Consider the following 25901-nt stretch of genomic DNA (forward strand, 5'->3'; position numbering starts at 1 on the left):
GACAAGCGCTTGTCAAACAGTGGCCACGCACCTTGTCCGGCGGGGGAAGCGGGCGCACAGTCAAGGCACGATCGACCGGCTCAGGAGGATGGATGAACGGAAACCCTGCGTCCCCACGCCACGGACGAACCGCGGTAAGACGTCTCTTATCGGCCGCCCTGGCGGTGTTCGCCGCCGCCTTCCTCGTCGCGACCCCCGCCGGGGCGCTGGCGGTGCCCACGGCCAAGGAGTTCGTGTCGAACCTCGACCTGGACTGCTACAAGACGACGACGTACCAGCCGCCCGCCGTGGCGCTGTCGCTGCGCCACATCAACCCGGTGCTGGCCAACCTGCCGCCCGTGCAGGTCACGCTCGGCCCGCGTGAGCAGATGTGCGTCCCGGTGGCCAAGAACAACGTGATCCCGCCCGCGACCGTGCTGGACTACGTCAGGTTCGTCGACCTGTCGTGCTACCGGGTGAGCGCGCCCCAGATCAACCAGAACCTGGCGCTGCGCCACCTCAACCCCGTCCTTCAGGGCGTGCCGGGCATCAGCGTCACGCTCAACGTGCCGCAGAACCTCTGCGTGCCGGTCGCCAAGAACGGCGTGACCCCGCCGCCGGACGTCCTGCGCGTCGTCTCGCACATCGACCTGCTGTGCTACGCGCACACGCCGAACCCGGCGATGAACAAGGCGCTGAACCTCACCCAGCTCAACCCCGTACTGGTCAACCAGATCCCGCCCAGGACCGTGCAGGTCGGCGCCGCCCGGCAGCTGTGCGTACCGGTGCAGAAGAGCGGCGACCAGATCCCGGCGGACGTGTTCGACATCGTGCGCTGGGTGGACCTGGAGAAGTTCGACATCGCCGGCCCTACGATCTCCGCGGTTCCGCTGACGCTTAAGCACCTGAACCCGGTGCTGGCGAACCTGCCCGCCGAGGAGCTGCGGCTCACCGGCGCCGTGCAGCTCGCCGTACCGGTCTCCAAGAACGGCGTGACGCCGCCCGCCTGACATCCGACCGCGGCCGGGCCGGACGACCGGGCCGGCCGCCCTTTTGATCTGATCACGCAGGTCAAAGGATTCTCCAGCTTCCAGCGATCGGGGAGTTCGCCGCGAGTACCGTCCCCTTCGATGCGGTACGACCTGTTCCGACAGGTACGGAGCAATCGGGGGAACAGTGGGCAGGACCTGGCCGGCCGCGGTGACGCTGCTCGCCGCCGTGGTGCTGACCGGCGGCTGCGGCGACGGCCCGGAGGGGCCCGGGGCGGGCGAGCCCGGGCCCGGCGCGCCCCGGCAGGCACGGCCGGTCATCACGCCGCAGGGCCGGCTCGTCCCCGAGGAGGACACCGGCGACCTGCCCGAGGCCACCGCCCAGGTGGGGCTGGACTGCCAGAACATGCTGAACGACCACGACTTCGCCGGCGCGGCGGGCAAGATGGACGCGGTGGTCGCCGACCCGGGCAGTTCCGACAGTGAGAAGGCCGTGGCGCGGGTCTGCGGGGCGGCGGCCAAGGCCAACAGCGGGCAGTGGCGCCAGGCGCTCGCCCGGGTCGACTCCGCCAAGAAGCACCAGGCCGCCCTTCCCCGCCAGATGCGCCCGCAACTGATGGGCCTGCTCGACCAGACGGAACTGGTCAGCGCCGTAGCCCTGGGCGAGAACGAGCGGGCCCGGGAGGTCATCGGCCGCCTGGAGAAGCTCGGCCCGCTCCCGGCGGGGTACCTCAGGAACGCGTGCGCGGTGGCGTCCGATCCCGGCAGCCTGCCGGAGTGCGCCACGGTCACCGCGTCGTCCGGCCCGGCCGGACCGGGGCCGAGCGGCCCGGCGCCGGGGCCCGGGGAGCCCGGCACCGGCTCGCCCGGCGGGCCCGTGGACACCGGCGGCGCGACCGAGCCACCCGGCGGCTCCGGAACCCCCGGCGAGGGGCCCTCCGAGCCGCCCGGCGACGGCAACTCCGGCCCGCCGGGCGAGGGTCCGTCAGGGCCGCCCGACGGCACCGGCCCGGCGCCGGGCCCGTCGTGACCGAGCCGCATCCCACAGGCGACCCGGCCGGAGGCGACGGCGGGGCCGGTCAGGACCTGTCACGCATGTGGACCGTCCTCGCCCACGTCGTGACCCCGACCACCCTCGTCACGGCGATCCTGGTGTACTTCGGGGCAGTACGGGCCAACACGATGTACGGGCGCCTCGGCGTGGACCAGAGCATGCTGGGCCTGTCCTTGCAGGACTACGCGCTACGCAGCGTCACGCTGACGATAGAACCGCTGATCGTGGTGCTGGTGGCGGCCCTGATCGCGCCGCCGGTGCACGCCTGGCTGGCCCGTACCGCCGAACGGCACCGTACCGCTGCGAAGTGGGCGATCAGGGGCGCCGCCGTTCTCGGGACCGGGTGCGCCGCGGTGGGCATCGCGGGCATGGCCGGATGGGTGGATCTGCCGCCCTTCGGCATGCCGTTCTGCCTGGGGCTGGGGGTCTTCGTACTCGTCTACGGCGCCTCGCTGCACCAGCGGCTCAACCCCCGGCGTACGTCGTCGGCCACGGAACAGATCGTCCGGCGTACGGTCTGCATGACGCTCCTGCTGGTCCTGCTGCTGTGGGTGATCACCGAGTTCGCCGAGTCGCGCGGCCGGGCGGCGGCCGACCTGTACCGCCTGGACCCCGGGCGGCTGCCCAGCACGGTGGTGTACGCGAACCGGCGGCTCTACCTGGAAGGCCCCGGCATCACCGAGACCACGCTGCCCGACCCCAACGCGATGTACCGCTACCGCTACACCGGCCTGCGCCTGCTGATCCACTCCAACCAGCGGTACTTCCTCCTGCCCGCCTGCTGGGCGACCGACCCGTGGGCGCGGGCGATCGCCCTTCCCGCCGACGACTCGCTACGGCTGGAGTTCGGGGTGCTCAAGATGCCCCCGGACTGCCCGTCCTGACCGAAGTGTCCGGGGCTCAGTGGGCGGCGGCATGCCGGGCATTCCCGACATGTGAGGTCCTGGCGTCATACCGGGCATGTCGGGCATGTTTGGGACGCAGGGCAGGTTCTGCGCCCCAAACCACTGGGTCAGGTACTGCCGCATCGTACGGACCTCGGCCCACTGGTCGTCGCGTACCTTGCGGGCGAAGCCGGCGACCTCGGCGTGCTGCGCCTCACCGTGCATGAGGAGCTGCTGCGACATCATGATCGCCATCATGTGGTGCGGGATCATGTGCTGCAGGAACGCCTTGTCGAGCTGATCCCCGGAGAGCCCCGACAGGTCGGGCATGGTGGTCCCGCTCGGGCTCGGCGCCGGGCTCTGCCGGTACCACTGTTCCAGCCACCCCTTCATCCGGCCGACCTCGGCGGTCTGCGTCGTGACGATGGACTGCCCGAGCCGCCGCATCTCGGGTCTGCCGGAACGTTGCAGCTGCCGGGCCGCGGTGATGGCGTCCTCGTGGTGCGGCACCATCTGCGAGAGGTAGTCGTACTCGCTGGTGACGGGGTGCATCTGCCCCATTCCCGGGCACGTCGACTGCGGACCCGTTGGAGAAGGGCTCGGGGACGGCATCGGCGGAGATCCCACGGCCGACGCGGTGGCCCCCGAACCCACAGTGCCGGCGGCCAGGAATGCCCCGACGGCGATCGCGGTCTTCACAGAGCGTCGCTTCATGCGTCCCCCCAACGCCGATTCGACATCTGTAACCACGATAGCCCCGCACCCTGACCTGCCGACGGGCCACCACGTACGCTCGCGGCACCCCGTCAGCCTGCGCGGGTGACCTGGAGCCGGTTCACGGCCTCGACGACGGGTGCCGCGCCGTCCTCCGCCGCGACCCCGGCCGCCAGGGACCGGGCTCGCCGCCGGTGGACCGGGTCGGTGACCGCTGCCGTGAGCGCGGCGGCCAGCCGTACGGGCGTCAGGCGGCGGAACGGGATCGCGGCCGGGGCCACACCTAGCGCCGTCAGCCTGGACGCCCAGAACGGCTGGTCGTTCATGACCGGCACGGCCACGGCCGGCACCCCCGCCCGCACCCCGATCCCCGTGGTGCCGGCGCCGCAGTGGTGGGCGACGGCGGCCAGCCGGGGGAACAGCCAGTCGTGCGGCACGTCGCCGACCGCCAGCACGTCGTCCGAGAGTTGTCCCCGCACGCCGGTCTGCAACACGCCGCGCAACCCGGCCCGCCGCAGCGCCTGCACGGCCAGCTCGGTGTACTGCTCGGCCCGCGTTTCCGCCAGGCTGCCGAAGCCGACGAAGACCGGCGGCGGCCCGGAGGCCAGGAAGTCGGGCAACACCGGATCCGGCTGCCGGCCCCGCGGCCGGGGCGGCCACCAGTAACCCGTGATCTCCAGCCCAGGCCGCCAGTCGGCCGGGCGTGGCAACACCAGCGGGCTGATCCCGTGGAAGACCGGCCAGCGTGTGCTCTCCCGGCGGCGGTAGACGGCGCGCGGGCTCATCGGGGGCAGTCCCAGCCGGGCCCGCATCCTGGTGCCCAACCCGGAGATCAGCGGACCGGCGGCCGGCAACTCGAACGCCAGCCGGGCCGCCCTGCGGTTCCCCCACCGCCCGAGCGACCCGTGGAACAGGCTCGTGACCGGCGGAAAGTCCCCCGTAGGGTCGATCGGCTGGAGGTGCACCCCCATGCTCGGCACGCCCATCGCCTCGGCGAGGTGACTGCCCAGCGCTCCGGCCACGCCGAGCAGGAGCAGGTCGGCGTCCTGCCCGGCGAGCCCGGCCAGGCCCTCGGTGAGGTGCTCGCTGTACTGCTTGAAGGCGCTGATGGAAAAGCGGCCGGTCAGCGCGGTGAGCGGGTCTCCGGGAACGGGCAGGTACTTCAGGTCCGCGTCGGTGACCACCTCCGCGTACGGCTCGTGCGCGGCGATGGTCACCTCGTGCCCGGCCTCGCGCAACCGCGCCCCCAGCCCCGTGTACGGCGCCACGTCCCCGCGTGTGCCGACTCCGATGATCAGAACCCGCATTCGGATCTCCCCCTGTCATCGATTTTTTGTCATACAGTCGCATGGTAAACGCAGGCTGCAGTTTTTACCATGCACTCGCATGAGAAAGCGGCGGGAGTATGCCGAAGATCGTCGATCACGAGGCCCGGCGGCGGCACATCGCCGAGGCCGTGCACCGCGTCATCCACGACAAGGGCATGGAGAGCGTCAGCCTGAGGGAGGTCGCGGCCGCGGCCGGGATGTCCATGGGGGCGGTGCAGTACTACGTCACGACGAAGGACCAGATGCTGCTGCTGGCGCTGGAACGCATCGGGATCTGGATCGGGGAACGGATCGCGGCCGTGGTCGCGCGGCAGTCCACACCGCTCGACGTGCTGAGGGCGACCGTGCTGGAGTTGTTGCCGCTGGACGAGGAGCGCTGCTACCTGAACCGCATCGGGCAGGCGTTCCAGGCGAGCTCGGTGGTGTGCGAGAACCAGGCGGTCGCGATGCGGACGGGATACCCGCACCTGCTGTCCTTCCTCGCCGAGCAGATCAGGGCCGCCCAGGCCGCCGGGCAACTCGCCGCCCACCTGGACGCCGGGAAGGAGGCGAGCATCCTGTACGCCTTCGCGCAGGGCATCGTGAACGCCACCCTGGTCGGCCACTACACACCCGAGGACGTCACGGCACTGCTCGACCACCACCTGGCGCGCCTCCGCCCGGAGTGACAGACCCGCGCGGTGAGCCGCTACCGCGCCCAGCGCCGCAGGTCGGCGATGGCTCGTTCCTTCTGCCACGACGGCAGCCTGCCGATCACCTCGCCGAGGAAGACGTGCTTGACGCCGGGCGCGGTGTAGACGGCCGAGTCGCGGCTGCCGGGCCCGAGCCGGTACGGCTCCGCGGTCATCGGGTCGTTCCCGCCGTTGACGAACATCAGCCTGGTGCCCCGGGCGCGTACCCACCTGTCGACGTCCCGCAGCACGCTCTGGTCCAGCGTCATGGGGATGTCGCGCGGCACGTACGAGCGGGGTCCGTAGCCGTCCGCGTACCGCAGGAGCGGCCGCAGGTGCGGGTACGACGGCGTCGGCCAGCCCATCTCGGTGCCCGCCTGGTAGAACACGGACACGAATGGCGCGAGTGCCTGGTCGGTGAAGAACGGAAAGCCCAGAACCCGGTCGAAACTGGAGAACAGCACCTCGTCGGAGGCGTCCGGCGAGGGCAGGCTGCCGCAGTCCGCCTCGTCGTTGTAGCTCCAGAACCCGGTCTCGTAGTCCATCACCGAGTACTCGAAGGCACGGTCGATGCCGCCGACGACGTCGAACGTCCACCCATGAGCGGCCGCGGCGGCCTCCAGCAGCCGCACCATCGCCGGGCGCCGTTCGAGGATCTCCCTGGCCAGGCTCCTGACGCGGGCCCGGCACGCGGGATCGTCGCCCACCGTCGCCAGGAATCGGTCGTACGCGCTGTCGTCCTCGTCGTCGATGTCGTTGGGCGCCACGTAGGCGACGGTTCCGGCCACGTCGTCCGGGTAGTAGCGCCGGTGGATCACGGAAGCCTGGCCGCCCTTGCTGCCGCCGGTGCCGATCCACTTGCGGTCGTAGATCGACTTCAGTGCCGTCACGATCCGGTGCTGGTCGCTCGCCCCCTGCCAGAACGTGTCCTTCGTCCAGTCGGTCGGCACGGGCCTGGAGCCGGGGTAATAGCGGTACTCCATGGAGATCTGGTTCGCGTCGAGGATCTTCGTCGGCTCGGTCTCGAACATGGTCTCCGGCACGTTGTGCCCGGTGAGGTGGAAGACCATGGGCCGGTCGAGTGAGCGGTGCTGCAACATGACGCGCTGCTCGAACCAGGCCCCTTCCGGATGGCGGTGATCGACCGGCTGGCGGTAACGCAGCCAGAACCATCGCACGCCGTCCTCGGTGGACGGTCGTTCCTGCACGCTCATCCCCGGCACGGCCCGAAGCAGCGCCAGGATGTCGGCGGACCGAGCCAGGGCGGCCGGAGCCGGCCCGGTCAGCACCATGGTGAGGGTGATCGCCAGGGTCACGGCTCGGCGGATCATGCGTGACGTACCTGGATGAGGGCCAACCTTGGTCATGTCGGCGTCCTTTCACGGAGGAAGTCCGGCATTCACCGTAAGAACCGCCGACGAGATCACGAATGCGTGACCATCCACGCTTTATGCGCGGGCGTCTCACCGGCTCCTGTCAGCGCCTCGGCTCGGCCCCGACCACCTCGATCACGCCGCCTGCCTGGTGGGCAGCAGAACGGTCAGCAGCCAGCCGCCGTCATCGTCGGGACCGGCGCTCAGCGTGCCGCCGAGCGCGTGGGCGCGTTCACGCATGCCCCGCAGCCCCTGCCCGGAGGAGGGCAGGCCGAGCACGGCGGCGGGCGGGCGGCCGTTGCGCACCTCGATGGCCAGTCCGTCGGGGGACGCGGTGAGACGTACTCGCACGTCGGTGCCCGGGCCCGCGTGTTTGAGCACGTTGGTGAGACCTTCCTGGACGATCCTGGCGGCCGAGGCGCGGGCGACGAGAGGGGCCTGCTCCACCTCGGGGCCGATGTCGAGCTCGACGATCAGCCCCGCCGCGCTCATACGCTCTGCCGACTGGCGCATCACGGCGGCCGGGTCGGTCAGCAGGCCGGGCTGCTTGCCGGGGTCGCGCAGCAGGTCGAGCAGGCCACGCAGGTCTTCGAGCACCTGGTGGCCGGTGTCGCGGATGTCGGTCAGCACCTGGGTGGAGGGGCCGTCGGGGTCGGCGTAGCGGGCGGCGCCGGCCCGCAGGACCATGGCGCCGACGTGGTGGGCGACGGTGTCGTGCATCTCGCGGGCGATGCTCTCGCGCTCGGCCAGTTGGTCGGCGCGTACCTGGGCCAGGGTGCGCCGGCGCGACTCCCGCAGGCGCAGCCGTTCCGCCTCGTCTGCGGCCTGCCGGGCTTGCAGGTAGCGGCCGATCGCCACGGGAGCCACGACCAGCGTCATCAGCACCAGGACGCGCGTCGGCTGGACCGCGGCGCTCGGCCCGACCATGCCCATCGCGGCGGTGAAGACGGCGATGACGAGAACGGCGACCAGATAGACGACGAACGTCCAGAACCAGGAAGCCACGCGCATCGCGAACACGCCGACGGAGATGAGGACGAGCATGACACAGGTGCTCGTCGCCGCCTCGAAGTACTGGCCGGCCAGCAGCATGAGGACGACCTGCAACACGAACACCAGCCCCGGCAGGCGCCGCGCGACGCCGAGTGACAGGCCCGCGAGCACTGCCAGCGACCCGATGGCCCAGACGGGCCCACCGGCGGCGGGCCAGTCCGTCCAGGTGTCCAGGACGGTCAGCGTGAGCCCGCCACCGGCCATCAGCACGTCGAGGGTGATGTCGCGCTCGGGAAGGCGTCCGGCCGGGCCGCGCAGGTAACCACCGATGAGAACGGGCAGCACGACGGCTCCGACGCAGTACAACCAGGCGTTGGCGGTGAAGGGGTGGCCGGGATCGGCGAGGTTGACGCCGGTGACCACCGCGCTGAGCACGGCCGTACCGACCACGACGAGTGCACGCGCCCGGTGGGCGACGACCCCGAGGGACGCGATGAGCAGCATCTGCACGGTGTTGACCGTGAACGCGCCGATCTGATCGGTGATGATGAGCAGCCCCGACAGGTAACCGACCACCGGCACCGGCCACCGCCGTACGAACCCCATGGGAACTCCGGCGAGCACGGAGAACGCGGCACAGATCACCACAGGCGCGGAGGAGGTCCCCCAGGTGTGCCACGTGGTCAGGACGTCGAAGCCGATGGCGGCCAAGATCAGCAGGGCATCCAGAACCGGACCACGCCATCGCATGCGCCAACGCTATCCAGGCCCTCTCGAAGATCGATCCTCCCCAAGGAGGAACCCCTCTCCTCCTAATGGCCGCCCAAGCCGATGCCGTGCCGACCAACCCGGCCGGCCGGTCACCCCATTGGATGGTCAAGCACTTCTTGACCATCCATGTTCGTCAGGTGATTCTTGACAGATGATCGACAAGGGCACTGCCTACTCCAGGGCCGCGCTGGCCCGGCTGGCCGTCACCTCCGAGGCAGCCGATGCCGCCAGGGGCTACCTCGCGCTGGCCGCCGACGGGGACCACAGCGACCACCAGCCCGGCGACCTGGTCGCCGCCGCCCACCTGCTGTTCGAGCAGGCCCGCGACATCCTGCGGGACGCCGTCGTCTGCGAGCGGCTGGCCGGCACCTCCTGGGAGACGATCGGCGAGGCGCACGGCGAGATCAGCAAGCAGGCCGCGCACGAACGTTACGGAGCGGCCGACGCGGACTTCCGGCGCCGGGCCCTGCTGGCCTGGCTGATCCCTGACCGTGCCCACGCCTACCTCGGCCCCCTCGCCGACCCGGCGCAGGTCCTGGCCCTGCTGAGCCTTCGGCTGCGGCCGCCCCAGACGGGCCTGCGACTGGCGGTGCACGAGTCCGAGCCCGTCCCTCCGGGCTATCCGGCCATGACCACCACCGAGCAGGCCGGGCTCATCGCCGAGGCCGCCAACCTGCTCACGAAAACCGGTCCCCACAAGGGCGCCGAACTGACACCCGCCGAACAGCGCGACGCAGAGCTCGGCCTCGCCCAGCGCAGGGTGGAGATGTACGAGGTCCTGCACGCCGAACGCCCCGACGACACCGACACCGCGGACATGCTGACCGGCGCCCGCACCCGCCTGGCCACCCTGGAGGACGCCGACCCCGCCACCCACCACAAACCATGACCACAGAAGGACGAGCCTGCGCAATCCGCAACCCAGCGGCCGGAGGTCACCGGCCGCGCCTACAAGTACGCGGTGACCTGGGTGCCCGAGCCCGTGGCCCGACGTCAGGGTCAAGTCCGCCCCGCGCAGCGAGGTCCGCGGCCCCGCCGCCCGGAGGTCGCCGTGACCCCGTCGGACGGGCGAGGCCGCGCTCCTCACCCGGGAAAGATCATGCCCCCGGCAGCAGGCCCTCGGTGTGCATGGACTTCAGGACATCGCGGGCGGCCTCCAGGGTCAGGTCGATGTCGGCCTCGGTGTGCGCGCCGGAGATGTGGTTGCGCTTGAGCGCCATCGGGAGCATGAGGAATCCCGCCTCGGTCATCCTGCGGTGGAAGACCCGGTAGGCGTCGCCGTCGTTGCGGAGCAGGTCGCGGTAGCCGCGTACCGGGCCGGAGGTGAAGTAGACGGCGAAGACGCCGCCGAACCCGGCGACGGTCGCGGAGGTGGAGAGCTCGCCGAGGATGTCCGACAGGCCGCTGCGCATGCGCTCGCCGAGCCGGTGGGTCCGGTGGTAGAAGTCCGGGTTGTCGCGCAGGTAGGTCATGGTCGCCACGGCCGCCGCCGTGGTGACCGGGTGCCCGTTGAAGGTCCCGGCCAGCAGGACGTCACTCTCGTAGCGGGCCATCAGGTCCCGCCTGCCCGCGAGGCCGGCCACGGGATATCCGTTGCCCATGGCCTTGCCGAAGGCGGTCAGGTCAGGCATGACACCGCAGACCTGCTGGTAGCCGCCGAGCGCGTGCCGAAACCCGGTGATCACCTCGTCGAAGATCAGCAGTGATCCGTGGGCGGTGGTCAGCGCCCTCAGCCCCTCTACGAACTCCTGGGTGGGCAGCAGCGCGCCGACGTTGTGCGGGACGGGTTCCAGGATGACCGCGGCGATCCGCTCGGGGTGCCGTTCGAAGCAGGCGCGGACCGAGTCGAGGTCGTTGAACTCGGCGATGAGGGTGGAGTCCACGGCCTCGTCGAGCAGCCCGGCCGACAGTGGATCCCTGGCGTAGGCCCTTTCCGGCGGGGAGATCACGTTCCGGGCGACGGAGTCGTGCCAGCCGTGGTAGCAGCCCTGGAACTTGACCAGCAGCGGACGCCCGGTCACCGCGCGGGTCAGGCGCACGGCCTGGGCGGTCGCCTCCGACCCGCTCATCGTCGAGATGGTCGTCTCCGCCGAGGGAATGAGCTCGGTGACGAGTTCCGCCAGCTCGATCTCGGGCCGGGTCACCCCGATGCCCATCAGGTCGACGCCTCCCAGGGCGCGGGCGACGGCCTCGTTCACGACAGGCGCGTTGTGGCCGAGCAGCACGGCGCCGAACGCCGCGTGGTAGTCGAGGTAGTGCGTGCCGTCGGCGTCCGTGACGCGGGCGCCCTCCGCGGCCACGAAGGCATACGGCGAGCCGACGTAGCGCGTCGCGGAGTTCACGCCTCCAGGGAGTACCGCGCGGGCGGCTTGGTGCAGGGCCAGGCCGGCCGGCTTCATGGAGTCCACCGTGCATCCCTCACATGGAAAGTCGTTTCAGGTTGCTGCGAACGTACGTGGAACGTCGTGCCACGTCAATGCTCCAGCCTCTTGACAGCGGGAAGACGCGCCCTCAAGGATGCACGCATGGAAAGAGATTCCATGTCGAGGAGTCCACTGGGCGTCCTGGTCATCGGCGCGGGCGCGATCGCGGACCTGCACGTCGCGGCGGTGGCGGCCGATCCCAGGTGCGTGCTGGCGGGCTTCGCCGACGTGAGCGCCGATCGAGCGAGGTCGGCCGCGCACCGCAACGGCGGCGTCCCGTGGACCGCCGACGTCGCCGAGGCGCTGGCCCGTCCGGACGTTGACGCCTGCATCGTCTGCACCCCCAACGACACCCATGAAGATCTGGCCCTGCGCGTGGCGGCCGCGGGCAAGCACCTGCTGCTGGAGAAGCCGCTCGCCACCACGGCCGAGGGCGCGGAGGCGATCGTCGCGGCGTTCGCGCAGCGCGACCTCGTCCTGGCCGTGGCCCATTCCCATCGCTTCTACGACTACGCCCGGACCGTGCACGACGAGATCGCGGCGGGCGCCGTCGGGCGGCCCACGCTCGTCCGGCTCGCGCTGCTCGGCGGCTGGATCTGGCCCGACTGGCGGACCTGGGTGATCGACCCGGCCAGGTCCGGCGGCCACGCCCTGCACAACGGCGTGCACCTGCTGGACCTGGTCACCTGGTGGATCGGCGGCCGTCCCGTCTCGGTGTACGCCCGAGGACAGCGCAGGACCGCGACCGAGCTCGACGTCCACGACTACCTGGAGATGGTGGTCGAGTACGCCGACGGCGCGGTGGCGATCTGCGAGATGAGCCGTGCCCACCGCCCCGCCACGCTGTCCCATCGGGACGTCGTGGTGCAGGGCACGGGCGGCCTGCTCACGATGGCGTGGGACGGCGACAGCCCGCTGCTGTGGGACGAGAAGGGCTCGCACCTGCTCGACCCCGGCGTGGCGGACGGCTTCGCGGCCCAGCTCGGGGCCTGGCTCGACGCCGTCACGGCGGGGAACACGCGGACCCCGGTGTCCGGCGAGGAGGCCGCCCTCGCCGTCGCGCTCGGCGTCGCGGCCGAGCGGTCGATGGTCTCGGGTCTGCCGGTGGAGGTCTCGTGAGAACTCTCGGAGTGCTGCTCGCCGGCTCGGCGGGCGTGGGTCACCAGGACCACCAGTCGCAGATGTACGCCCCCGGGTTCGCCGCCCATCCCGGCTTCGAGATCGTCGGCGCCTCCGAGGACGGCTTCGACCGGCCGGACGTCGACGTCGTGAGCGTCTGCGTGCCGTTCGAGCGCCGGGTCGAGGTCGTCACCGCCGCGCTGCGGGCAGGCAAGCATGTGCTGGTGGACAAGCCGGTCGCGCTGACGTCCGCGGAGTGCGCGCGGATCGCGGCCGTCGCCGCCGGGACCGGCCTGGTCTGCCTGCCCGCCTACCACCAGCGCTTCAACCCGGCCGTCCGCCGCGCGCGGACCGCGGTCGCGGCAGGCCGGGTGGGGTTGCCGTGGAACGTCCAGGCGGACTTCCTCGTCGCGGGCGGCGGCCCGGTCTGGCCGTACGGCGAACTGCTCAACTTCGCCCCGTACGCGACCGACGCCGTCCACGCCATCACCGGCCTGCCGGTGACCACGGTGTACGCCCTGGCCGGGCCCGCCGACGGCCCGGAGAACCTGGTCACCCTCTGCCTCACGCACGAGCGCGGGATGACCAGCACCGTCGTCGCCGGGCGGACCGCGCCGATCGCGGGCGTGCGCGGGCCGTCCCTGCACCGGTACCGGATCAGCGGCTCCCACGGCACGCTCCTGGCCGACGCCACCCGCCCGCGGGTCACCGTACGGGACGAGAAGGGCGAGCGCACGGCGTGGGCCGGGCACGGCACCGTGCACCGGATGCTCGGCGAGCTGCACGCCGCGATCACCGGCGGACGCCCCGCCGAGCTCGGCCCCGCCGACGGCCTGGCCGCGCTGCTGCTGGTGGAGGCCGCCAGGAAGTCCATGGAGAGCGGCCGGCCCGAGCCGGTCGGCGATCAGGAGGCGTCGTGAGACTGCTGACCTATATGCGTGACGGCGCCGTACGGCACGGCCGCCTGCACGGCGAGGACCGGATCGAGGAGTTCGGTGACGGCGACCTGTCGGTCTGGCTGGCCGACGGCCCGGCCGCCGCGCCGCGCGGCACGGAGCACCTCCTCCAGAACGTCAGGATCCTCGCGCCGATCCCGCGTCCGGCCAAGCTGATCGGCGTGGCGGCGAACTACCAGGCGCACGTGGCCGAGGCGGGCGCGCCCGCGCTGGACAAGAGCCGGCTCGCGCCACGCCTGTTCCTGATGCCGCCGACCGCCGTCCTCGCGCCCGGCGAGGCGATCCGGCTGCCCTCGGTGAGCGAGCAGGTGGACTGGGAGGCGGAGCTGGGCGTGGTCATCGGCAGGACCGTCAAGGGGCTGGCGATCGAGGACGCGCTCTCGGCCGTGGCCGGGTACACCGTCGCCAACGACGTGTCCGCACGGTCCATGTCGTACGGCTTCGACCGTGACACCGACGATCCGGCGGTCGGCTTCTTCGACTGGCTCGCCGGCAAGTGGCTCGATGGTTTCGCCCCGTTCGGCCCGTATCTCGTGACCCGCGAGGACGTGCCCGACCCGCAGGCGCTCGACATCGAACTGCGGGTCAACGGGGTGGTGAAGCAGCACGGCTCGACCAAGGACATGATCTTCAGCGTGGCGGAGCTCGTCGCCTTCGCCTCGGCCGTCATGACGCTGCACCCGGGGGACGTGCTGATGACCGGCACCCCCGCGGGCGTCGGCGCGAGCTCGGGGGAATTCCTCTCGGCCGGCGACGAGATCCATGTCTCGATCACCGGCCTGGGTTCACTGATCAACTCCGTCTCACCGAGGGAGACCCCATGACCGTACGACCGCTCGCGCTGATCGTCGCGGGCGCCCTGCTCATGCCCCTGACGGCCTGCTCCGACCCCACCAGGACGAGCGGTGACCGCGGCGCGGGCACGGCGGGCGCGCTCAACGTCTACCTGTACCAGAAGCCCAAGCGGTTCAGCCCGCTCGATCCGCCGACCGGCCCCGACCAGCAGGTCATGCAGCTCATCTACGACAACCTGCTGACCGTCGACGACGCCGCCGAGTACGAGCCGCGCCTCGCGGAACGGTGGGAGATCTCCAAGGACGCCAAGTCGTTCACCTTCCACCTCCGCACCGGCCTGAAGTGGAGCGACGGCAAGCCGTTCGGCGCCAAGGACGTGTTGTTCACCTACAAGCTGCTCGCCGACGCGCGCAGCGGCAGCGCGATGGCGGGCAAGCTCGCGGGCGCCTCCTTCGACGCGCCGGACGACTCCACCTTCGTGATCACCCTGGACAAGCCCAACGTGGGGTTCCTCTCCCTGATCGCGGGCCCGTTCGGCTTCATCCTGCCCGAGCACGTGCTCGGCGCGGTCCCGGTGGACGCGGTCGCGGGCGACGCCTTCTTCAACAAGCCGACCGCGGGGCTCGGGCCGTACACGTTCGTGGACTACAAGACCGACCAGTACGTCGAGCTGGCCGCCAACCCGAACTACCGCAAGCCCGTCGGCATCCCCAGGATCTTCCTCAAGCCGGTCACGTCCGACGTGGCGACCGCGCAGCTCGGCACCGGGGAGATGGACCTGGCCCAGATCTCCCCCACCGACCTCCAGGCGGTCCAGTCCCTGCCCGGCGTCACTGTGGCGAGCAAGCCGAGCCCCGGCTTCCTCAGGATCGCGGTGAACCAGACGCAGAAGCGCTTCGCCGACCCCCGGGTGCGGCAGGCCATGCTGCACGCCATCGACCGGCAGTCGCTGGTGGACAAGCTGCTCGCGGGCAAGGGCAGCGTCCAGAACTCCTCGTACGTGGCCAAGCCCGCGCTGCCCGCCGGCCTCAACGCCTACCCCTACGACGTCCAGGCGGCCAAGAAGCTGCTCGGCGAGGCCGGATGGGACGCGAGCAAGCCGGTGACGCTGGCCTGGATCCCCGGGCAGCGCGACCGCGACGCCGCGGCCACCGTCATCCAGGGGGCCCTGACCGCCGCGGGCATGGACGTCAAGCTCAAGCAGGTGCAGGCCGCCGAGCTGCTGGAGTCCTACGACAAGCTCTCCTACGACCTCGCCCTCTTCGGCGGCGGGACGTACGCCGCCGATCCGTCGAGCAGCAACCCGATCCTCAGGTGCGACGCGTTCTACCCCAAGGGCGGCAACATCCCGCACTTCTGCGACAAGGAGATCGACCGCCTGACCGGCGCCGCGGACGCCGTCACCGACCCGGCCGAGCGGTCCGCCCTCTACCAGCAGGCCGCCAAGCGGGAGAACGACCAGGCCGCCTACGTCTGGCTCTACAACCCCGAGGTCATCTGGGCCTACGGCACCCGGCTGCGCGGCTTCAAGCCGAACGGCGATTTCACGGTGGGCTTCTGGAACGCCGACGAGTGGAGCCTGGCGGGGTGAACAGGATCGCAAGCCGGAGGAGACCGCCGTGCTGACGTACGTCGCCCGCCGCCTCGCCGTCAACGTGGCCGTCTTCCTCTTCATCAGCATTGGCGTGTTCCTGCTGGTCAGAGCCGCCCCCGGAGATCCGGTCCGGATGATGGTGAACCCCGAGCAACTCGCCGCGGGCGGCCCGGAGTTCATCGCCCGCAAGCGGGCCGAGCTCGGGCTCGACGACCCCGTCCTCGTCCGGTACGTCGTCTGGCTGCGCGACGCCCTCACCGGCGACCTCGGCTACTCCTTCGTCAGCCACCGTCCCGTCGGCGCGGTGCTCGGCGAGCGGCTCGGGCCGACCGTCCTGCTGATGGGCACCGCGCTGGCGCTCGGCCTGCTCGTCGCGATCCCGGCGGGCACGCTGGCAGCGGTCAGGCGCAACACCGCGGCCGACTACGCCTCGGCCGCCGTCAGCCTCGCGGTGATCTCCGTGCCGAGCTTCTTCGTGGGCATCGTGGCGATCTACGTGTTCTCGCTCACCCTCGGCTGGCTGCCCTCCTCCGGCATGACGAACCCGGACGACGGCGGCGGCGCGGACGTGCTGGCGCACCTGGTGCTGCCCGCCACCATCCTCGCCCTGTCCATCGCCGGGCCGTTCATGCGGTACGTGCGCGGCGGGCTGATCGCCGAGCTCGGCGCCGACTACGTCCGCACCGCCGAGGCCAAGGGCGCCGCGCCGCCGCGCGTCCTGCTGCGGCACGCCCTGCGCAACGCGCTGATCCCGCTCATCACGGTCGTCATGATCTACGTGCCGCAGCTCCTCGCCGGAGCCGTGGCCCTGGAGCAGGTCTTCGCCTGGCCCGGGATGGGCCAGCTCGCGATCAGCTCCATCGGGCAGCTCGACTATCCGGTGGTGATCGGCTTCGCGCTGTTCATCGCGGTACTCGTGCTGCTGTGCAACCTGGCCGCCGACCTGCTGTACGCGGTGGCAGACCCGAGGATCAGCCTGCGATGACCACGACCGCCCTCACCACCCCCGTCGCGCGGCGCTCGCCCGCGCGGCTGGCGCTGCGCCGGTTCCTGCGCAACCGGATGGCCCTGGCCGGCGCGGCCTTCCTCCTCCTCATCGTGCTGGTGGCACTGTGCGCGCCGGTGGTCACGGGCCACGACCCGAACGCGGTGGACCTCGCCGCGTTCCGCCGCCCACCCTCGGGCGAGCACCTGCTCGGCACCGACTCCTCGGGCCGGGACGTGTTCGCCAGGCTGGTGTACGCCGGCCGGGTGTCCCTGCTCGTCGGCCTGGCCGCCTCCCTGGCGGCCGTGCTGATCGGCACGCTGCTCGGCGCGGTCGCCGGCGTGGCCGGCGGAGCCCTCGACGCGCTGATCATGCGCGCCGCCGACGTGGTGCTCTCCTTCCCCTCGCTGGTCGTGGTCGTCGTACTCGCCGGGATCCTCGGGCCGAGCGCGCCGATGCTGGTGGTGGTCTTCGCCGCCTGCAACTGGCCGACCGCCTGCCGGGTGGTCCGCGGACTCGCGCTGAGCCTGCGGGAGCAGGAGTACGTGCAGGCCGCGCGGGCGTTCGGGGCGGGCCGCGCCTCGATCATCACCCGGCACGTCGTGCCCGCCGTGCTCGCCCAGGTCGCGGTGGTCGGGACGCTGCTCGTCGCGCAGACCATCCTGCTGGAGGCGGTGCTGTCCTTCCTCGGCCTGGGCGTCCAGGCGCCGCAGGCGAGCTGGGGCAACATGCTGACCGATGCCCAGAACCTGACCCTGATCAGGACCATGCCGTGGCTCTGGGTGCCGCCCGGCCTGGCCATCGCGTTCACGGTGCTCGCCGTCAACTTCGTCGGCGACGGGCTGCGCGACGCCGTCGATCCGAGAGGAGTGCGCTGATGGACGAGCCGCTGCTGTCCATCGAGGACCTGGCCGTCCGGTTCCCCACCGAGGACGGGCTCGTCCAGGCCGTCGACGGCGTCTTCCTCGACGTGCGGCCCGGCGAGGTCGTCGGCGTGGTCGGCGAGTCGGGATCGGGCAAGAGCGTCACCGCGATGTCCGTGCTCGGCCTGGTCAGGCGGCCCGGCCGGATCACCCGCGGCAGGATCCTCTTTCGCGGCAGGAACCTGCTCGACCTGTCCCCGCGCGCCATGCGGGCGGTGCGCGGAGGCGAGATCGCGATGGTGTTCCAGGACCCGATGACGGCGCTCAACCCGGTGGTCCCGGTGGGCAGGCAGATCGCCGAGGCGGTCCGGCTGCACGGGCGGGGCCTGTCCCGCGCAGCCGTCCGGGAGCGGGTGCTCGCGCTGCTCGCCTCCGTCGGCGTGCCCAACCCCGAGACGCGCTACCGGCAGTTCCCGCACGAGTACTCCGGCGGCATGCGGCAGCGGGCGATGATCGCGATGGCCCTGGCCAACGAGCCCGCGCTGCTCATCGCCGACGAGCCCACCACCGCCCTCGACGTGACCATCCAGGCCCAGGTCCTCGACCTGCTGAGGGGCGCGCGGGAGCGGACGGGGGCCGCGGCGATCGTCATCACGCACGACCTCGGGGTGATCGCCGAGCTGGCCGACCGGGTGGCCGTGATGTACGCGGGCCGGGTGGTCGAGCAGGGCGACGTCCACACCGTCTTCGACGCTCCCCGGCATCCCTACACCAGGGGCCTGCTGGCGAGCAGGCCGCGGGTGGAGTCCTCGCGGGGCGAACTGGTCCCGATCCCGGGCAGCCCGCCGAGCCTGCTGGCGCCACCGGACGGATGCCCGTTCCATCCGCGTTGCCCGCTGGCGCCGGGGCGGGCCGCCTGCCGCACGTCGAGGCCCGAGCTGGTCGGCCTCGGCGCCGGGCACGCCACCGCCTGCCACTTCCACGAGGAGCTCGCATGACGACCACGGAGGTGCTCCGCGTAGAGGGGCTGGTCAAGCACTATCCGATCCGGGCCGGGCTGCTCCGGCGCCAGGTCGGCGCGGTGCACGCCGTGGACGGGATCGACCTGACCCTGTCGGCCGGCGAGACCCTCGGCCTGGTCGGCGAGTCGGGATGCGGCAAGACCACCACGGGCCGCCTGCTCGTACGGCTCGCCGACCCCACGGCCGGCCGCATCCTGTACGGCGGGCACGACCTGTCCGCGCTCTCCCCGGCCGAACTGCGCCCGCTGCGACGGGAGATCCAGATCGTCTTCCAGGACCCCTACGCGTCCCTGTCGCCGCGGCTCACGGTGCACGAGATCGTGGCCGAACCGCTGCGCGTGCAGGGCGTGTACGACGAGGCCAGGGTCGGGGAGCTGCTGGAGCTGGTGGGGCTCGCGCCCGAGCACGCCAACAGGTACCCGCACGAGTTCTCCGGCGGGCAGCGGCAGCGGGTCGGGATCGCCCGCGCCCTCGCCCTCGGGCCCCGGGTGCTCGTGCTCGACGAACCGGTCTCCGCGCTGGACGTCTCCATCCAGGCCCAGGTGATCAACATGCTGGCGGACCTGCAACGCCGGCTCGGCCTCGCCTACCTGTTCATCTCCCACGACCTGTCGGTGGTCAGGCACATCTGTCACCGGGTCGCCGTCATGTACCTCGGCAAGATCGTGGAGATCGGCGAGGTCGACGACATCTTCCTGCGGCCTGCCCACCCATACACCAAGGCGCTGATCTCGGCGGTGCCGATCCCGCACCCCTCGCTGCGCGGCGCGGGAGAGCGCATCCTGCTGTCGGGCGACGTGCCGAGCCCCGCCGACCCGCCGTCGGGCTGCCGCTTCCGTACCCGCTGCTGGAAGGCGCGGGAGCGGTGCGCCGTCGAGGAGCCGGCGCTCGAAGACCGTTCCGGCGCCGGGCATCCGAGCGCCTGCCACTTCCCAGAGGAGACCATCAGTGCTCGACACGCTTCCCGACACACCTCCGGCTCGTCCTGACCGGCCGCCGGTCGCCGCCGTACGGCGCGACGGCAGCCTGATCGTCGCCTCGGGCCAGGTCGCGGCCGTCCCCGGCGGCGGGCTGCTCGCGACCGGCACGACGGGCGCGGACGTCGACTTCGCGACCGCGCGCGCCTGCGCCTGGCAGTGCGCCCGCAACGTGCTCGCCGCCGTGCTCGCGCAGACCGGTTCGCTCGACCAGGTCACCGCGGTCAAGCTGACGGTGTTCGTCGCCTGCGTGCCCGGTTTCGCCGAGCAGCACCTGGTGGCCGATGCCGCGACCGAGCTGCTGCTCACCGTGCTCGGGCCGGAGCGCGGGGCGCACGCCAGAGCCGCGATCGGCGTGGCGGCGCTGCCGCTCGGCAGTCCCGTCGAGGTCGAGGGCACGTTCCGGATCGACGATGACTGACCTGCTGATCAGGGGCGCCCTGCTCGTCGACGGCACGGGCGCGCCCGCCCGCACCGCGGACGTCGCGGTCTCCGCCGGACGGATCGAGGCGGTGGGCGACCTGGGCGGGCAGGCCGCGGCCCGGGTGGTCGAGGCCGGCGGGCGCATGGTCTGCCCCGGTTTCGTGGACGTGCACAGCCACTCCGACCTGGCCCTGATCAGCAACCCGCGGGCGCACAGCAAGATCCGCCAGGGCGTCACGACCGAGGTGCTCGGCAACTGCGGCCTCGGGGTCCTGCCGCTGGAGGCCGGGACCGACACGGCCGCGCTGCGCGCCGCCGTCGCCTTCATCGACGTCGACCCGGCGGTCGAGTGGTCGTGGCGGGACCTGGCCGGCTACCGGACGGCGCTGACGGCGGCGGGCCCGTCGGTGAACACCGCCTCGCTCGTCGGGCACCTGCCGCTGCGCGCCGCCGCGGTGGGCTTCGCCGACCGGCCGGCCACGACCTCCGAGCGGGCCCGGATGTGCGAGCTGCTCGCCGCCGCCCTCGACGACGGGGCCGTCGGGCTGAGCACGGGGCTGATCTACGCGCCCGCCAGCTACGCCGACGAGGCCGAGCTGGTCATGCTGGCCGAGGTCGTGGCGGCGTACGGCGGGGTGTTCGCCTGGCACCTGCGCGACTACACCGACGGGCTGGCCGAGTCGGTACGGCAGGCCGTACGGGTGGCCGAGGCGAGCGGATGCCGTACCCAGATCTCCCACCTGGCGGCGGTCGGCCGCCGCAACTGGGGCGGGGTGGCACGGGCGCTGCGGCTGATCGAGGCCGCCGACGCCGACGTGCGCGCCGACGTCTACCCCTACCTGGCCGGCAGCGCGAACCTCTCCCAGCTCCTGCCCGGCTGGGCGCACGACGGCGGCGAGGCCGCCATGCGCCTGCGGTTGCGCGACCCGCGGGTCCGCGACCGGATCAGGGGCGAATGGGCGGACCGCTGGTGGGACTGGCCGGACGTGTTCGTCGACGGCAGCCCGCTCGCGACCGACGACGACGCCCTCGACCTGATGGCCGAAGGCGGGAACGCCGTGGCCATGGTCGCCTTCGGCCGTTCGGAGGACGATCTGCGCGCCGCGCTGGCCCATCCCATGACCGTGATCGGCTCCGACGGGTTCGCGCTCGACCCGGCGGGTCCGACCGGCCGGGGCACGCCGCACCCCCGCTCGTACGGCTGCTATCCTCGCCTCCTGCGTCACCACGTCGGCCCCGGGCGGCTCACGCTGGAGCAGGCTGTTCACAAATGCACCGGGGCTCCCGCGAAGCTGTTCGGGCTCGCGGGGCGCGGCTCGATCCGGGTGGGCGCCGCGGCGGATCTGCTGCTGCTCGACCTGGAGAAGATCGAGGACCTGAGCACCTTCACCCATCCCCACCGCTACCCGGCGGGCATCGACCTCGTCGTCGTGAACGGGGCCGTCGTGATCGACGACGGCGTCCACACCGGCGCGCGGCCGGGCCGGGTTCTGCGGTCGCAGACGGAAGTGAACCCATGAGACGAACCATCGACGACGACAAGCCGGCCGCGGCCAACTACCACGCCCACGCCCTCGCCAGAGGGCTCGCGCTGCTGGAGCGGCTGGCCAAGGCCAAGCACCCGGTCACGCTGGGCGAGCTGAACGACGAGACCGGCCTGCCGAAGAGCACGCTGGTCCGGCTGCTCGCCGTGCTCACCGAGACCGGGTACGTGGTGCGGGTGGACGAGCGTCCCTCGTTCCGGCTCGGGCACAAGGTGCTCGACCTGTCCACGGCGTACGTCTCGACGCTGGACGCCTCGGCCGCGGCGCGCGGCTACCTGGCCGCCCTCGCCGCGACCACCGGGCAGACGGCCAATCTCGGCGTGCTCGACGGCACCCAGGTGCTGCACCTGCGCGTGGAGGAGCCGGACCGGCCGATCCGCTACACGGCCATGAGCGGGTCGAGAGCCGACGCGCACGCCACCGGGCTGGGCAAGCTGCTCCTGGCCGGGCTCGCGCCTGACGCGCTGGCCCGGCACCTGCCCGAGGAGCCGTACGAGGCGATGACCGGCAGCACGCTGACCACGTTCGCGGAGCTGCGCGCCGACCTCGAACTGACCAGGGAGCGCGGCTACGCCTACGACGACAACGAGTCCAACATCGGGCTGCGCTGCCTGGCCGTGCCCCTGGAGATCGACGGCCGGTGGGTCGCCTCGGTCAGCGTCTCGGGCCCGGCCGGCGAGCTGGACCCCGACCGGCACGGCGGCTACGTGGCCGAGCTGCGCGCGACCGCGGCCGAGATGGCCGCGGACCCGGACCTGGCCGCCGCGCTGCGCGTGATCCACCGTTCGCTGTCGTCCACGGAAGGAAGCCATACCTGATGATCGACGTGCACACCCACTGCCTGCTGTCCGAGCACTGGGGCTGCGAGTGGGAGGCGAACTGGCGCCCGGTGTACGGCAGGCCGTGGACCGACGTGACGCCCGCCGACTACGACGCGGCCATGAAAGGGGTCACCGCGGCGTTCGTCTTCGGCCTGCGGGCCACCTCGGCCGGCGTGGCCACGTCGAACGAGTTCGTCGCCCGCTTCTGCGCCGACACCCGTACCGAGACCGTCGGCTTCATGGCGCTCGACCCGACCGATCCCGACGTCCTGGAACAGCTGGCCGACGGGGTGGCCAAGGGCCTGCGCGGCATCAAGCTCTACCCGGTGCTGGCCCACTTCGACCCGGCCGGGACCGCCCACGACCCCTTCTACGCCGCGGCGGCCGAGGCGGGGCTGGTGCTGCTGTGGCACATGGGCGCGACGCCGAGCCCCCACGGCGACCTCGGCGTGACCAACCCGCTGGTCGTGGACGCGGTGGCCAGGCGGCACCCGGGCCTGACCCAGATCGTCGCCCATCTCGGGCACCCGTGGCAGCGCGAGACGATGATCGTGCTCAGGAAGAACCCGCGGGTCTTCGCCGACGTCTCCGCGAACTGGGCCAGGCCGCTCGACGGGTTCCTCGCCCTGGTCCGCGCGCAGGAGTGGGGCGTGACGGGCAAACTGCTCTTCGGCTCCGACTACCCGCTCTGGACGCCGGACGAGGCGGTCGCCGGCCTGCGGTCGCTGACCGCGATCCGCATCCCCGGGCTCGAAGGCGTCCGGCCGGAGACGATCGAGCGCCTGCTGGACGAGGACCCGCGCGAGCTGCTGGGGGTGCGGTGAACGCCTTCGCCCCGGCGCCGCTCGCCGAGCTGCCGACCCCCGCCCTGCTGATCGACCGTGACCGGCTGGTCCGCAACATCGAGGAGATGTCGGCGCTCGCCGCCTCGGCCGGCGTGCGGCTGCGGCCGCACTTCAAGGCCTCCAAGTGCCTCGACGTGGCCAGGCTCCAGCTCGACCACGGCGCGATCGGGTTCACCTGCGCGACCGCGGCCGAGGTCACGGCGCTGCTGGAGGCGGGCATCCGCGATCTGGTGTGGGCCCATCAGCCGGTGGGCCCGGCCAAGGTGGACTTCGCCGTACGGGCGGGCGTGCCCGTGGCGGTCGACTCGGTCGAGGTGGCCCGGCCGCTCGCGGAGGCCGCGCGGGCGGCGGGGCGGCGGCAGCCGTACCTGATCGAGGTCGACACCGGGCTCGGCCGGGCCGGCGTGGCCCCTGAGGACGCGCTCGCGCTCGCCGCCGAGCTGGCCGCCCTGCCGTCGCTCGAACTGCGCGGGGTGCTCACCCACGAGGGGCATCTGATGACGTATCTGGGCGACCGGCCGGGCATGGACAAGGCGGGCACACTCGTCGGCGAGGTGCTGGCGGGTGTGGCGGCGGAGCTGCGCGCCGCGGGCCATCCTTGTGAGATCGTCTCCGTCGGATCGACGCCGGGCGCGACCACCGCCCCCTTCGTCCCCGGCGTCACCGAGGCGCGGGCGGGCACGTACGTCTTCTACGACAGCAACCAGGTCGCGCTCGGCACCGCCGGCCTGTCCCGCACGGCGCTGACCGTGCTCACCCGGGTGGTGAGCACGCCGCGCGGGGGCGTCGCGATCGTCGACGCGGGGCTGAAGGCCATGAGCTCCGACGCCTCGGTCAACGGCTCCGGCTTCGGGCTGGTGGTCGACCGGCCCTCGCTGACCTTCGCCAAGGCCAACGAGGAGCACGGCTACCTGACCGGTGAGGGCGTGGACGCGCTGCGGGTCGGCGACCTGCTGCGGATCCTGCCCAACCACGGCTGCGGCGTCGTCAACATGTGGAGCCGAGCCCACGTCGTGGAGGGCGACACCGCCGTGGCGCGCTGGCCGATCACCGGCAGGCACTGACTAGGACGCCCTGGAGAACGTCGTCGGCCAGGTGCGCAACGCCACCTCCGTGAGCAGCGCGTCGCCGTTGCGGCTGGAGTCGGTGATCGAGACGCGCACCTGGCCGGCGAGCGTCCCTCCGGCCGGCGTCCAGTCGAGGGCGTCGGTGCGGCGCATCGTGTACGTCGCGACCGTCCGCCCGCCGGCCTCGACCGTCGCCGACTCGGCGTACCCGGGCTTGAGCACCACCCCGACCTGGCCGATCGGGACGGGGTCGGCCAGGGTGAGCGTCCACTGCCGCACGGGCGGCGCGGGCCCGTCGGCCGCGGCCGAGTGCCAGTAGTCGATGCTGCCGTCGATCGGTCCGTACGGCTGCAGCGACGGCCTGCTCGGCGAGGTGACCGTCATGTCGGTCTGCACGGTCGCCCGCCCGGCCTGGTACATCCCCCACAGGTCGAGCCGGTTCTCGGCGGGACGGGTGTAGGTGCCGCCGATGATGCCTTCGAGCCGGTCGTAGTAGACCGTGAAGACCGTGCCGTCGTCGAGCTCGACGCTGCCCGGGTACGACATGTCGGACGAGGGGAAGTAGACCCAGGCCTGCTGGCTCGTCCGGGGCGTCTTGTAGATCATCTTGCCCTGCGTGGCGGCCCACCCCCGGCGCGGGTCGAAGAACCTGCCGACCACCGGCCGCGAGGAGGCGAACGCGCCCGACACGTCGCCGTAGGTCAGGAAGAACGAGCCGTCGCGCAGCTTGAGGAAGTGCGGCGCGTGCCCGTACAGCCCGGGGACGTCCACCGGCGCGCTCCAGGTCGCGCCGTGGTCGAAGGACTCGCTCTGCCGCATGGTCCCGGCGGGATTGCCGGCCGTCCTGGCCAGCAGCAGGACGTGCCCGCCGCCCAGGTCGGCCAGCGCCGGCTCGCTGTAGTCGATCGTGCCGGTGGGCCCGTCCCACATCACGACGCGCTCGTCCGAGCGGTTCCATGTGAGGCCGCCGTCGTTGCTGCGCAGCACGTGGACGCCCCACTTGCCGATCGAGCCGTCCAGGGCGCGCATCGTGTAGACGGGCAGCAGCAGCGTGCCGTCGTCGAGCTCGACGAGCTCCCCGTCGGAGGCCGTCTGGCTGGTGGGGAAGTCCCAGACGAGCGAGTCGAGCGTGGTCGCCGCCGACCAGGTGACACCGTTGTCGGACGAACTGCGCAGATAGACCTGCCGCCGGTGCTTGTTGGGCCGGCCGGGCGAGTAGTCGTAGTAGGTCATCAGCAGCCGGCCGTCGCGCAGGGCGGTGAGGCTCGGCTCCTTCTCGTCGGGGATGGCGGGGTCGTCCACGATGATCTGGCGGGCCGACCAGGTGTGGCCGCCGTCGCTGCTCCGGCGTGCGGCGATCTTGCTGTAGTTGGAGTGGCTGGGGCCGTAGGAGTAGGCGACGTAGAGGTCGCCGTTGGCCAGTTTGGCGATCGACGGGAACCAGCCACAGGGCACGTTCTCGTTGAGCTGCCGGTTCGTCGCGGCGTCGCCGCCGAGCGTCGGGTCCCACGCCTTGCACCCGCCGGGTTCGGGCGCCTCGATCCGTACGTCGGGAACGCCCGGGTCGCTGATCGAGGGACCGTCGGCGTTCGCCTGTCCCGCGCTTCCTAACACGACGGCCATGCCCAGGGCCGCCGAGGCCAACCATCGCGAAGTTCTCCGCATGTCCACCTCCTGATGGAGGAGATCGAACGCGGAATGCCATTCCATG

24 protein-coding genes are annotated in these 25901 nt (G+C 72.0%); 18 read left to right on the top strand and 6 right to left on the bottom strand.

All coding sequences use genetic code 11. From position 1 onward, the window contains the following. Nucleotides 1-92 precede the first annotated feature (92 nt). From DMB42_RS46600 to DMB42_RS46610, 3 genes are all read left to right on the top strand, one after another. Nucleotides 93-989 (top strand): hypothetical protein, encoded by an 897-nt coding sequence (locus tag DMB42_RS46600; protein WP_185845227.1) that lies wholly within the window; start codon nucleotides 93-95, stop codon nucleotides 987-989. A 166-nt stretch (nucleotides 990-1155) separates the two neighbouring features. Next, on the top strand, nucleotides 1156-1998 hold the full coding sequence (locus tag DMB42_RS46605) for a hypothetical protein (RefSeq protein ID WP_125646588.1): 843 nt from the start codon (nucleotides 1156-1158) through the stop codon (nucleotides 1996-1998). Next, nucleotides 1995-2906, top strand: a complete 912-nt coding sequence (locus DMB42_RS46610; protein WP_125646591.1) for a hypothetical protein — start codon at nucleotides 1995-1997, stop codon at nucleotides 2904-2906. The genes DMB42_RS46605 and DMB42_RS46610 overlap by 4 nt, the downstream gene beginning before the upstream one ends. Here DMB42_RS46610 and DMB42_RS46615 read toward each other — a convergent pair. Together DMB42_RS46615 and DMB42_RS46620 are read right to left on the bottom strand one after the other, a co-directional pair. After that, nucleotides 2856-3458, bottom strand: coding sequence for a DUF305 domain-containing protein (locus DMB42_RS46615; RefSeq protein ID WP_185845228.1), 603 nt, complete (start codon nucleotides 3456-3458; stop codon nucleotides 2856-2858). The genes DMB42_RS46610 and DMB42_RS46615 overlap by 51 nt on opposite strands. A gap of 254 nt (nucleotides 3459-3712) precedes the next feature. Then, on the bottom strand, nucleotides 3713-4927 hold the full coding sequence (locus tag DMB42_RS46620; RefSeq protein WP_125646597.1) for a glycosyltransferase: 1215 nt from the start codon (nucleotides 4925-4927) through the stop codon (nucleotides 3713-3715). A 98-nt stretch (nucleotides 4928-5025) separates the two neighbouring features. Between DMB42_RS46620 and DMB42_RS46625 the strand changes: the two genes are divergently transcribed. Continuing rightward, nucleotides 5026-5616: a TetR family transcriptional regulator C-terminal domain-containing protein gene (locus tag DMB42_RS46625; RefSeq protein WP_125646600.1), complete on the top strand. Its 591-nt coding sequence runs from the start codon at nucleotides 5026-5028 to the stop codon at nucleotides 5614-5616. Nucleotides 5617-5636: 20 nt separating this feature from the next. Here the strand turns inward: DMB42_RS46625 and DMB42_RS46630 are convergent, their stop codons facing one another. Next, a complete protein-coding gene (locus DMB42_RS46630) occupies nucleotides 5637-6950 on the bottom strand; it encodes a S28 family serine protease (protein ID WP_185845229.1) in 1314 nt (437 codons plus the stop codon). A gap of 177 nt (nucleotides 6951-7127) precedes the next feature. Beyond that, the gene (locus DMB42_RS46635) at nucleotides 7128-8735 is read right to left on the bottom strand and encodes a sensor histidine kinase (protein WP_260478347.1); all 1608 of its coding nucleotides are present in this window, start codon (nucleotides 8733-8735) and stop codon (nucleotides 7128-7130) included. Nucleotides 8736-8907: 172 nt separating this feature from the next. Here DMB42_RS46635 and DMB42_RS46640 point away from each other — a divergent pair, with 172 nt between their 5' ends. Beyond that, nucleotides 8908-9645: a hypothetical protein gene (locus DMB42_RS46640; RefSeq protein WP_125646606.1), complete on the top strand. Its 738-nt coding sequence runs from the start codon at nucleotides 8908-8910 to the stop codon at nucleotides 9643-9645. 208 nt (nucleotides 9646-9853) lie between these two features. On the opposite strand, the gene DMB42_RS46645 is transcribed toward DMB42_RS46640, so the two are convergent. Further along, nucleotides 9854-11155 carry an aspartate aminotransferase family protein gene (locus DMB42_RS46645; protein WP_260478355.1) on the bottom strand — a complete coding sequence of 434 codons (1302 nt, stop codon included), beginning with the start codon at nucleotides 11153-11155 and terminating at the stop codon, nucleotides 9854-9856. Between the two features lie 126 nt (nucleotides 11156-11281). On the opposite strand from DMB42_RS46645, the gene DMB42_RS46650 reads away from it, so the two are divergent. From DMB42_RS46650 to DMB42_RS46710, 13 genes are read left to right on the top strand one after another with little or no spacing between them, the layout of a single operon-like run. Further along, a complete protein-coding gene (locus tag DMB42_RS46650; RefSeq protein ID WP_125646609.1) occupies nucleotides 11282-12298 on the top strand; it encodes a Gfo/Idh/MocA family protein in 1017 nt (338 codons plus the stop codon). Further along, nucleotides 12295-13218, top strand: coding sequence for a Gfo/Idh/MocA family protein (locus DMB42_RS46655; protein ID WP_125646612.1), 924 nt, complete (start codon nucleotides 12295-12297; stop codon nucleotides 13216-13218). The genes DMB42_RS46650 and DMB42_RS46655 overlap by 4 nt, the downstream gene beginning before the upstream one ends. Continuing rightward, nucleotides 13215-14078 (top strand): fumarylacetoacetate hydrolase family protein, encoded by an 864-nt coding sequence (locus DMB42_RS46660; protein WP_221762675.1) that lies wholly within the window; start codon nucleotides 13215-13217, stop codon nucleotides 14076-14078. Before DMB42_RS46655 ends, DMB42_RS46660 begins: the two co-directional genes overlap by 4 nt. Next, entirely contained in the window at nucleotides 14075-15640 is a 1566-nt protein-coding gene (locus tag DMB42_RS46665; RefSeq protein ID WP_125646615.1) for an ABC transporter substrate-binding protein, read from the top strand. The genes DMB42_RS46660 and DMB42_RS46665 overlap by 4 nt, the downstream gene beginning before the upstream one ends. A gap of 28 nt (nucleotides 15641-15668) precedes the next feature. Next, a complete protein-coding gene (locus DMB42_RS46670; protein WP_125646618.1) occupies nucleotides 15669-16628 on the top strand; it encodes an ABC transporter permease in 960 nt (319 codons plus the stop codon). Beyond that, complete coding sequence (gene opp4C, locus DMB42_RS46675; RefSeq protein ID WP_125646621.1) at nucleotides 16625-17506, top strand: oligopeptide ABC transporter permease; 882 nt, start codon at nucleotides 16625-16627, stop codon at nucleotides 17504-17506. The genes DMB42_RS46670 and opp4C overlap by 4 nt, the downstream gene beginning before the upstream one ends. Next, nucleotides 17506-18489 carry an ABC transporter ATP-binding protein gene (locus DMB42_RS46680; protein WP_125646624.1) on the top strand — a complete coding sequence of 328 codons (984 nt, stop codon included), beginning with the start codon at nucleotides 17506-17508 and terminating at the stop codon, nucleotides 18487-18489. The genes opp4C and DMB42_RS46680 overlap by 1 nt, the downstream gene beginning before the upstream one ends. Next, nucleotides 18486-19502, top strand: coding sequence for an ABC transporter ATP-binding protein (locus tag DMB42_RS46685; protein ID WP_125646626.1), 1017 nt, complete (start codon nucleotides 18486-18488; stop codon nucleotides 19500-19502). The genes DMB42_RS46680 and DMB42_RS46685 overlap by 4 nt, the downstream gene beginning before the upstream one ends. Continuing rightward, nucleotides 19462-19911, top strand: coding sequence for a RidA family protein (locus tag DMB42_RS46690; protein ID WP_125646629.1), 450 nt, complete (start codon nucleotides 19462-19464; stop codon nucleotides 19909-19911). The genes DMB42_RS46685 and DMB42_RS46690 overlap by 41 nt, the downstream gene beginning before the upstream one ends. Beyond that, nucleotides 19904-21433 (top strand): amidohydrolase family protein, encoded by a 1530-nt coding sequence (locus DMB42_RS46695; RefSeq protein WP_185845230.1) that lies wholly within the window; start codon nucleotides 19904-19906, stop codon nucleotides 21431-21433. Before DMB42_RS46690 ends, DMB42_RS46695 begins: the two co-directional genes overlap by 8 nt. Further along, a complete protein-coding gene (locus DMB42_RS46700) occupies nucleotides 21430-22275 on the top strand; it encodes an IclR family transcriptional regulator (protein WP_125646636.1) in 846 nt (281 codons plus the stop codon). The genes DMB42_RS46695 and DMB42_RS46700 overlap by 4 nt, the downstream gene beginning before the upstream one ends. Further along, nucleotides 22275-23102, top strand: coding sequence for an amidohydrolase family protein (locus DMB42_RS46705; protein WP_125646639.1), 828 nt, complete (start codon nucleotides 22275-22277; stop codon nucleotides 23100-23102). Before DMB42_RS46700 ends, DMB42_RS46705 begins: the two co-directional genes overlap by 1 nt. Next, nucleotides 23099-24187, top strand: coding sequence for an alanine racemase (locus DMB42_RS46710; RefSeq protein WP_125646642.1), 1089 nt, complete (start codon nucleotides 23099-23101; stop codon nucleotides 24185-24187). The genes DMB42_RS46705 and DMB42_RS46710 overlap by 4 nt, the downstream gene beginning before the upstream one ends. Here the strand turns inward: DMB42_RS46710 and DMB42_RS46715 are convergent, their stop codons facing one another. Further along, nucleotides 24188-25855 (bottom strand): sialidase family protein, encoded by a 1668-nt coding sequence (locus DMB42_RS46715; protein WP_185845231.1) that lies wholly within the window; start codon nucleotides 25853-25855, stop codon nucleotides 24188-24190. It abuts the gene before it with no gap. Nucleotides 25856-25901 lie beyond the last annotated feature (46 nt).

This window comes from Nonomuraea sp. WAC 01424 (assembly GCF_003947315.1).
Taxonomy (GTDB): Bacteria; Actinomycetota; Actinomycetes; order Streptosporangiales; family Streptosporangiaceae; genus Nonomuraea; species Nonomuraea spiralis.

Excerpts from the sequence above, each read along its gene's own strand:
- DMB42_RS46600 (WP_185845227.1), top strand. The coding sequence starts at position 93 with ATGAACGGAAACCCTGCGTCCCCACGCCACGGACGAACCGCGGTAAGA.
- DMB42_RS46615 (WP_185845228.1), bottom strand. The coding sequence starts at position 3,458 with ATGCACCCCGTCACCAGCGAGTACGACTACCTCTCGCAGATGGTGCCG.
- DMB42_RS46620 (WP_125646597.1), bottom strand. The coding sequence starts at position 4,927 with ATGCGGGTTCTGATCATCGGAGTCGGCACACGCGGGGACGTGGCGCCG.
- DMB42_RS46625 (WP_125646600.1), top strand. The coding sequence starts at position 5,026 with ATGCCGAAGATCGTCGATCACGAGGCCCGGCGGCGGCACATCGCCGAG.
- DMB42_RS46630 (WP_185845229.1), bottom strand. The coding sequence starts at position 6,950 with ATGATCCGCCGAGCCGTGACCCTGGCGATCACCCTCACCATGGTGCTG.
- DMB42_RS46635 (WP_260478347.1), bottom strand. The coding sequence starts at position 8,735 with ATGCGATGGCGTGGTCCGGTTCTGGATGCCCTGCTGATCTTGGCCGCC.
- DMB42_RS46640 (WP_125646606.1), top strand. The coding sequence starts at position 8,908 with ATGATCGACAAGGGCACTGCCTACTCCAGGGCCGCGCTGGCCCGGCTG.
- DMB42_RS46645 (WP_260478355.1), bottom strand. The coding sequence starts at position 11,155 with ATGAAGCCGGCCGGCCTGGCCCTGCACCAAGCCGCCCGCGCGGTACTC.
- DMB42_RS46650 (WP_125646609.1), top strand. The coding sequence starts at position 11,282 with ATGGAAAGAGATTCCATGTCGAGGAGTCCACTGGGCGTCCTGGTCATC.
- DMB42_RS46665 (WP_125646615.1), top strand. The coding sequence starts at position 14,075 with ATGACCGTACGACCGCTCGCGCTGATCGTCGCGGGCGCCCTGCTCATG.
- opp4C (WP_125646621.1), top strand. The coding sequence starts at position 16,625 with ATGACCACGACCGCCCTCACCACCCCCGTCGCGCGGCGCTCGCCCGCG.
- DMB42_RS46680 (WP_125646624.1), top strand. The coding sequence starts at position 17,506 with ATGGACGAGCCGCTGCTGTCCATCGAGGACCTGGCCGTCCGGTTCCCC.
- DMB42_RS46685 (WP_125646626.1), top strand. The coding sequence starts at position 18,486 with ATGACGACCACGGAGGTGCTCCGCGTAGAGGGGCTGGTCAAGCACTAT.
- DMB42_RS46695 (WP_185845230.1), top strand. The coding sequence starts at position 19,904 with ATGACTGACCTGCTGATCAGGGGCGCCCTGCTCGTCGACGGCACGGGC.
- DMB42_RS46700 (WP_125646636.1), top strand. The coding sequence starts at position 21,430 with ATGAGACGAACCATCGACGACGACAAGCCGGCCGCGGCCAACTACCAC.
- DMB42_RS46705 (WP_125646639.1), top strand. The coding sequence starts at position 22,275 with ATGATCGACGTGCACACCCACTGCCTGCTGTCCGAGCACTGGGGCTGC.
- DMB42_RS46715 (WP_185845231.1), bottom strand. The coding sequence starts at position 25,855 with ATGCGGAGAACTTCGCGATGGTTGGCCTCGGCGGCCCTGGGCATGGCC.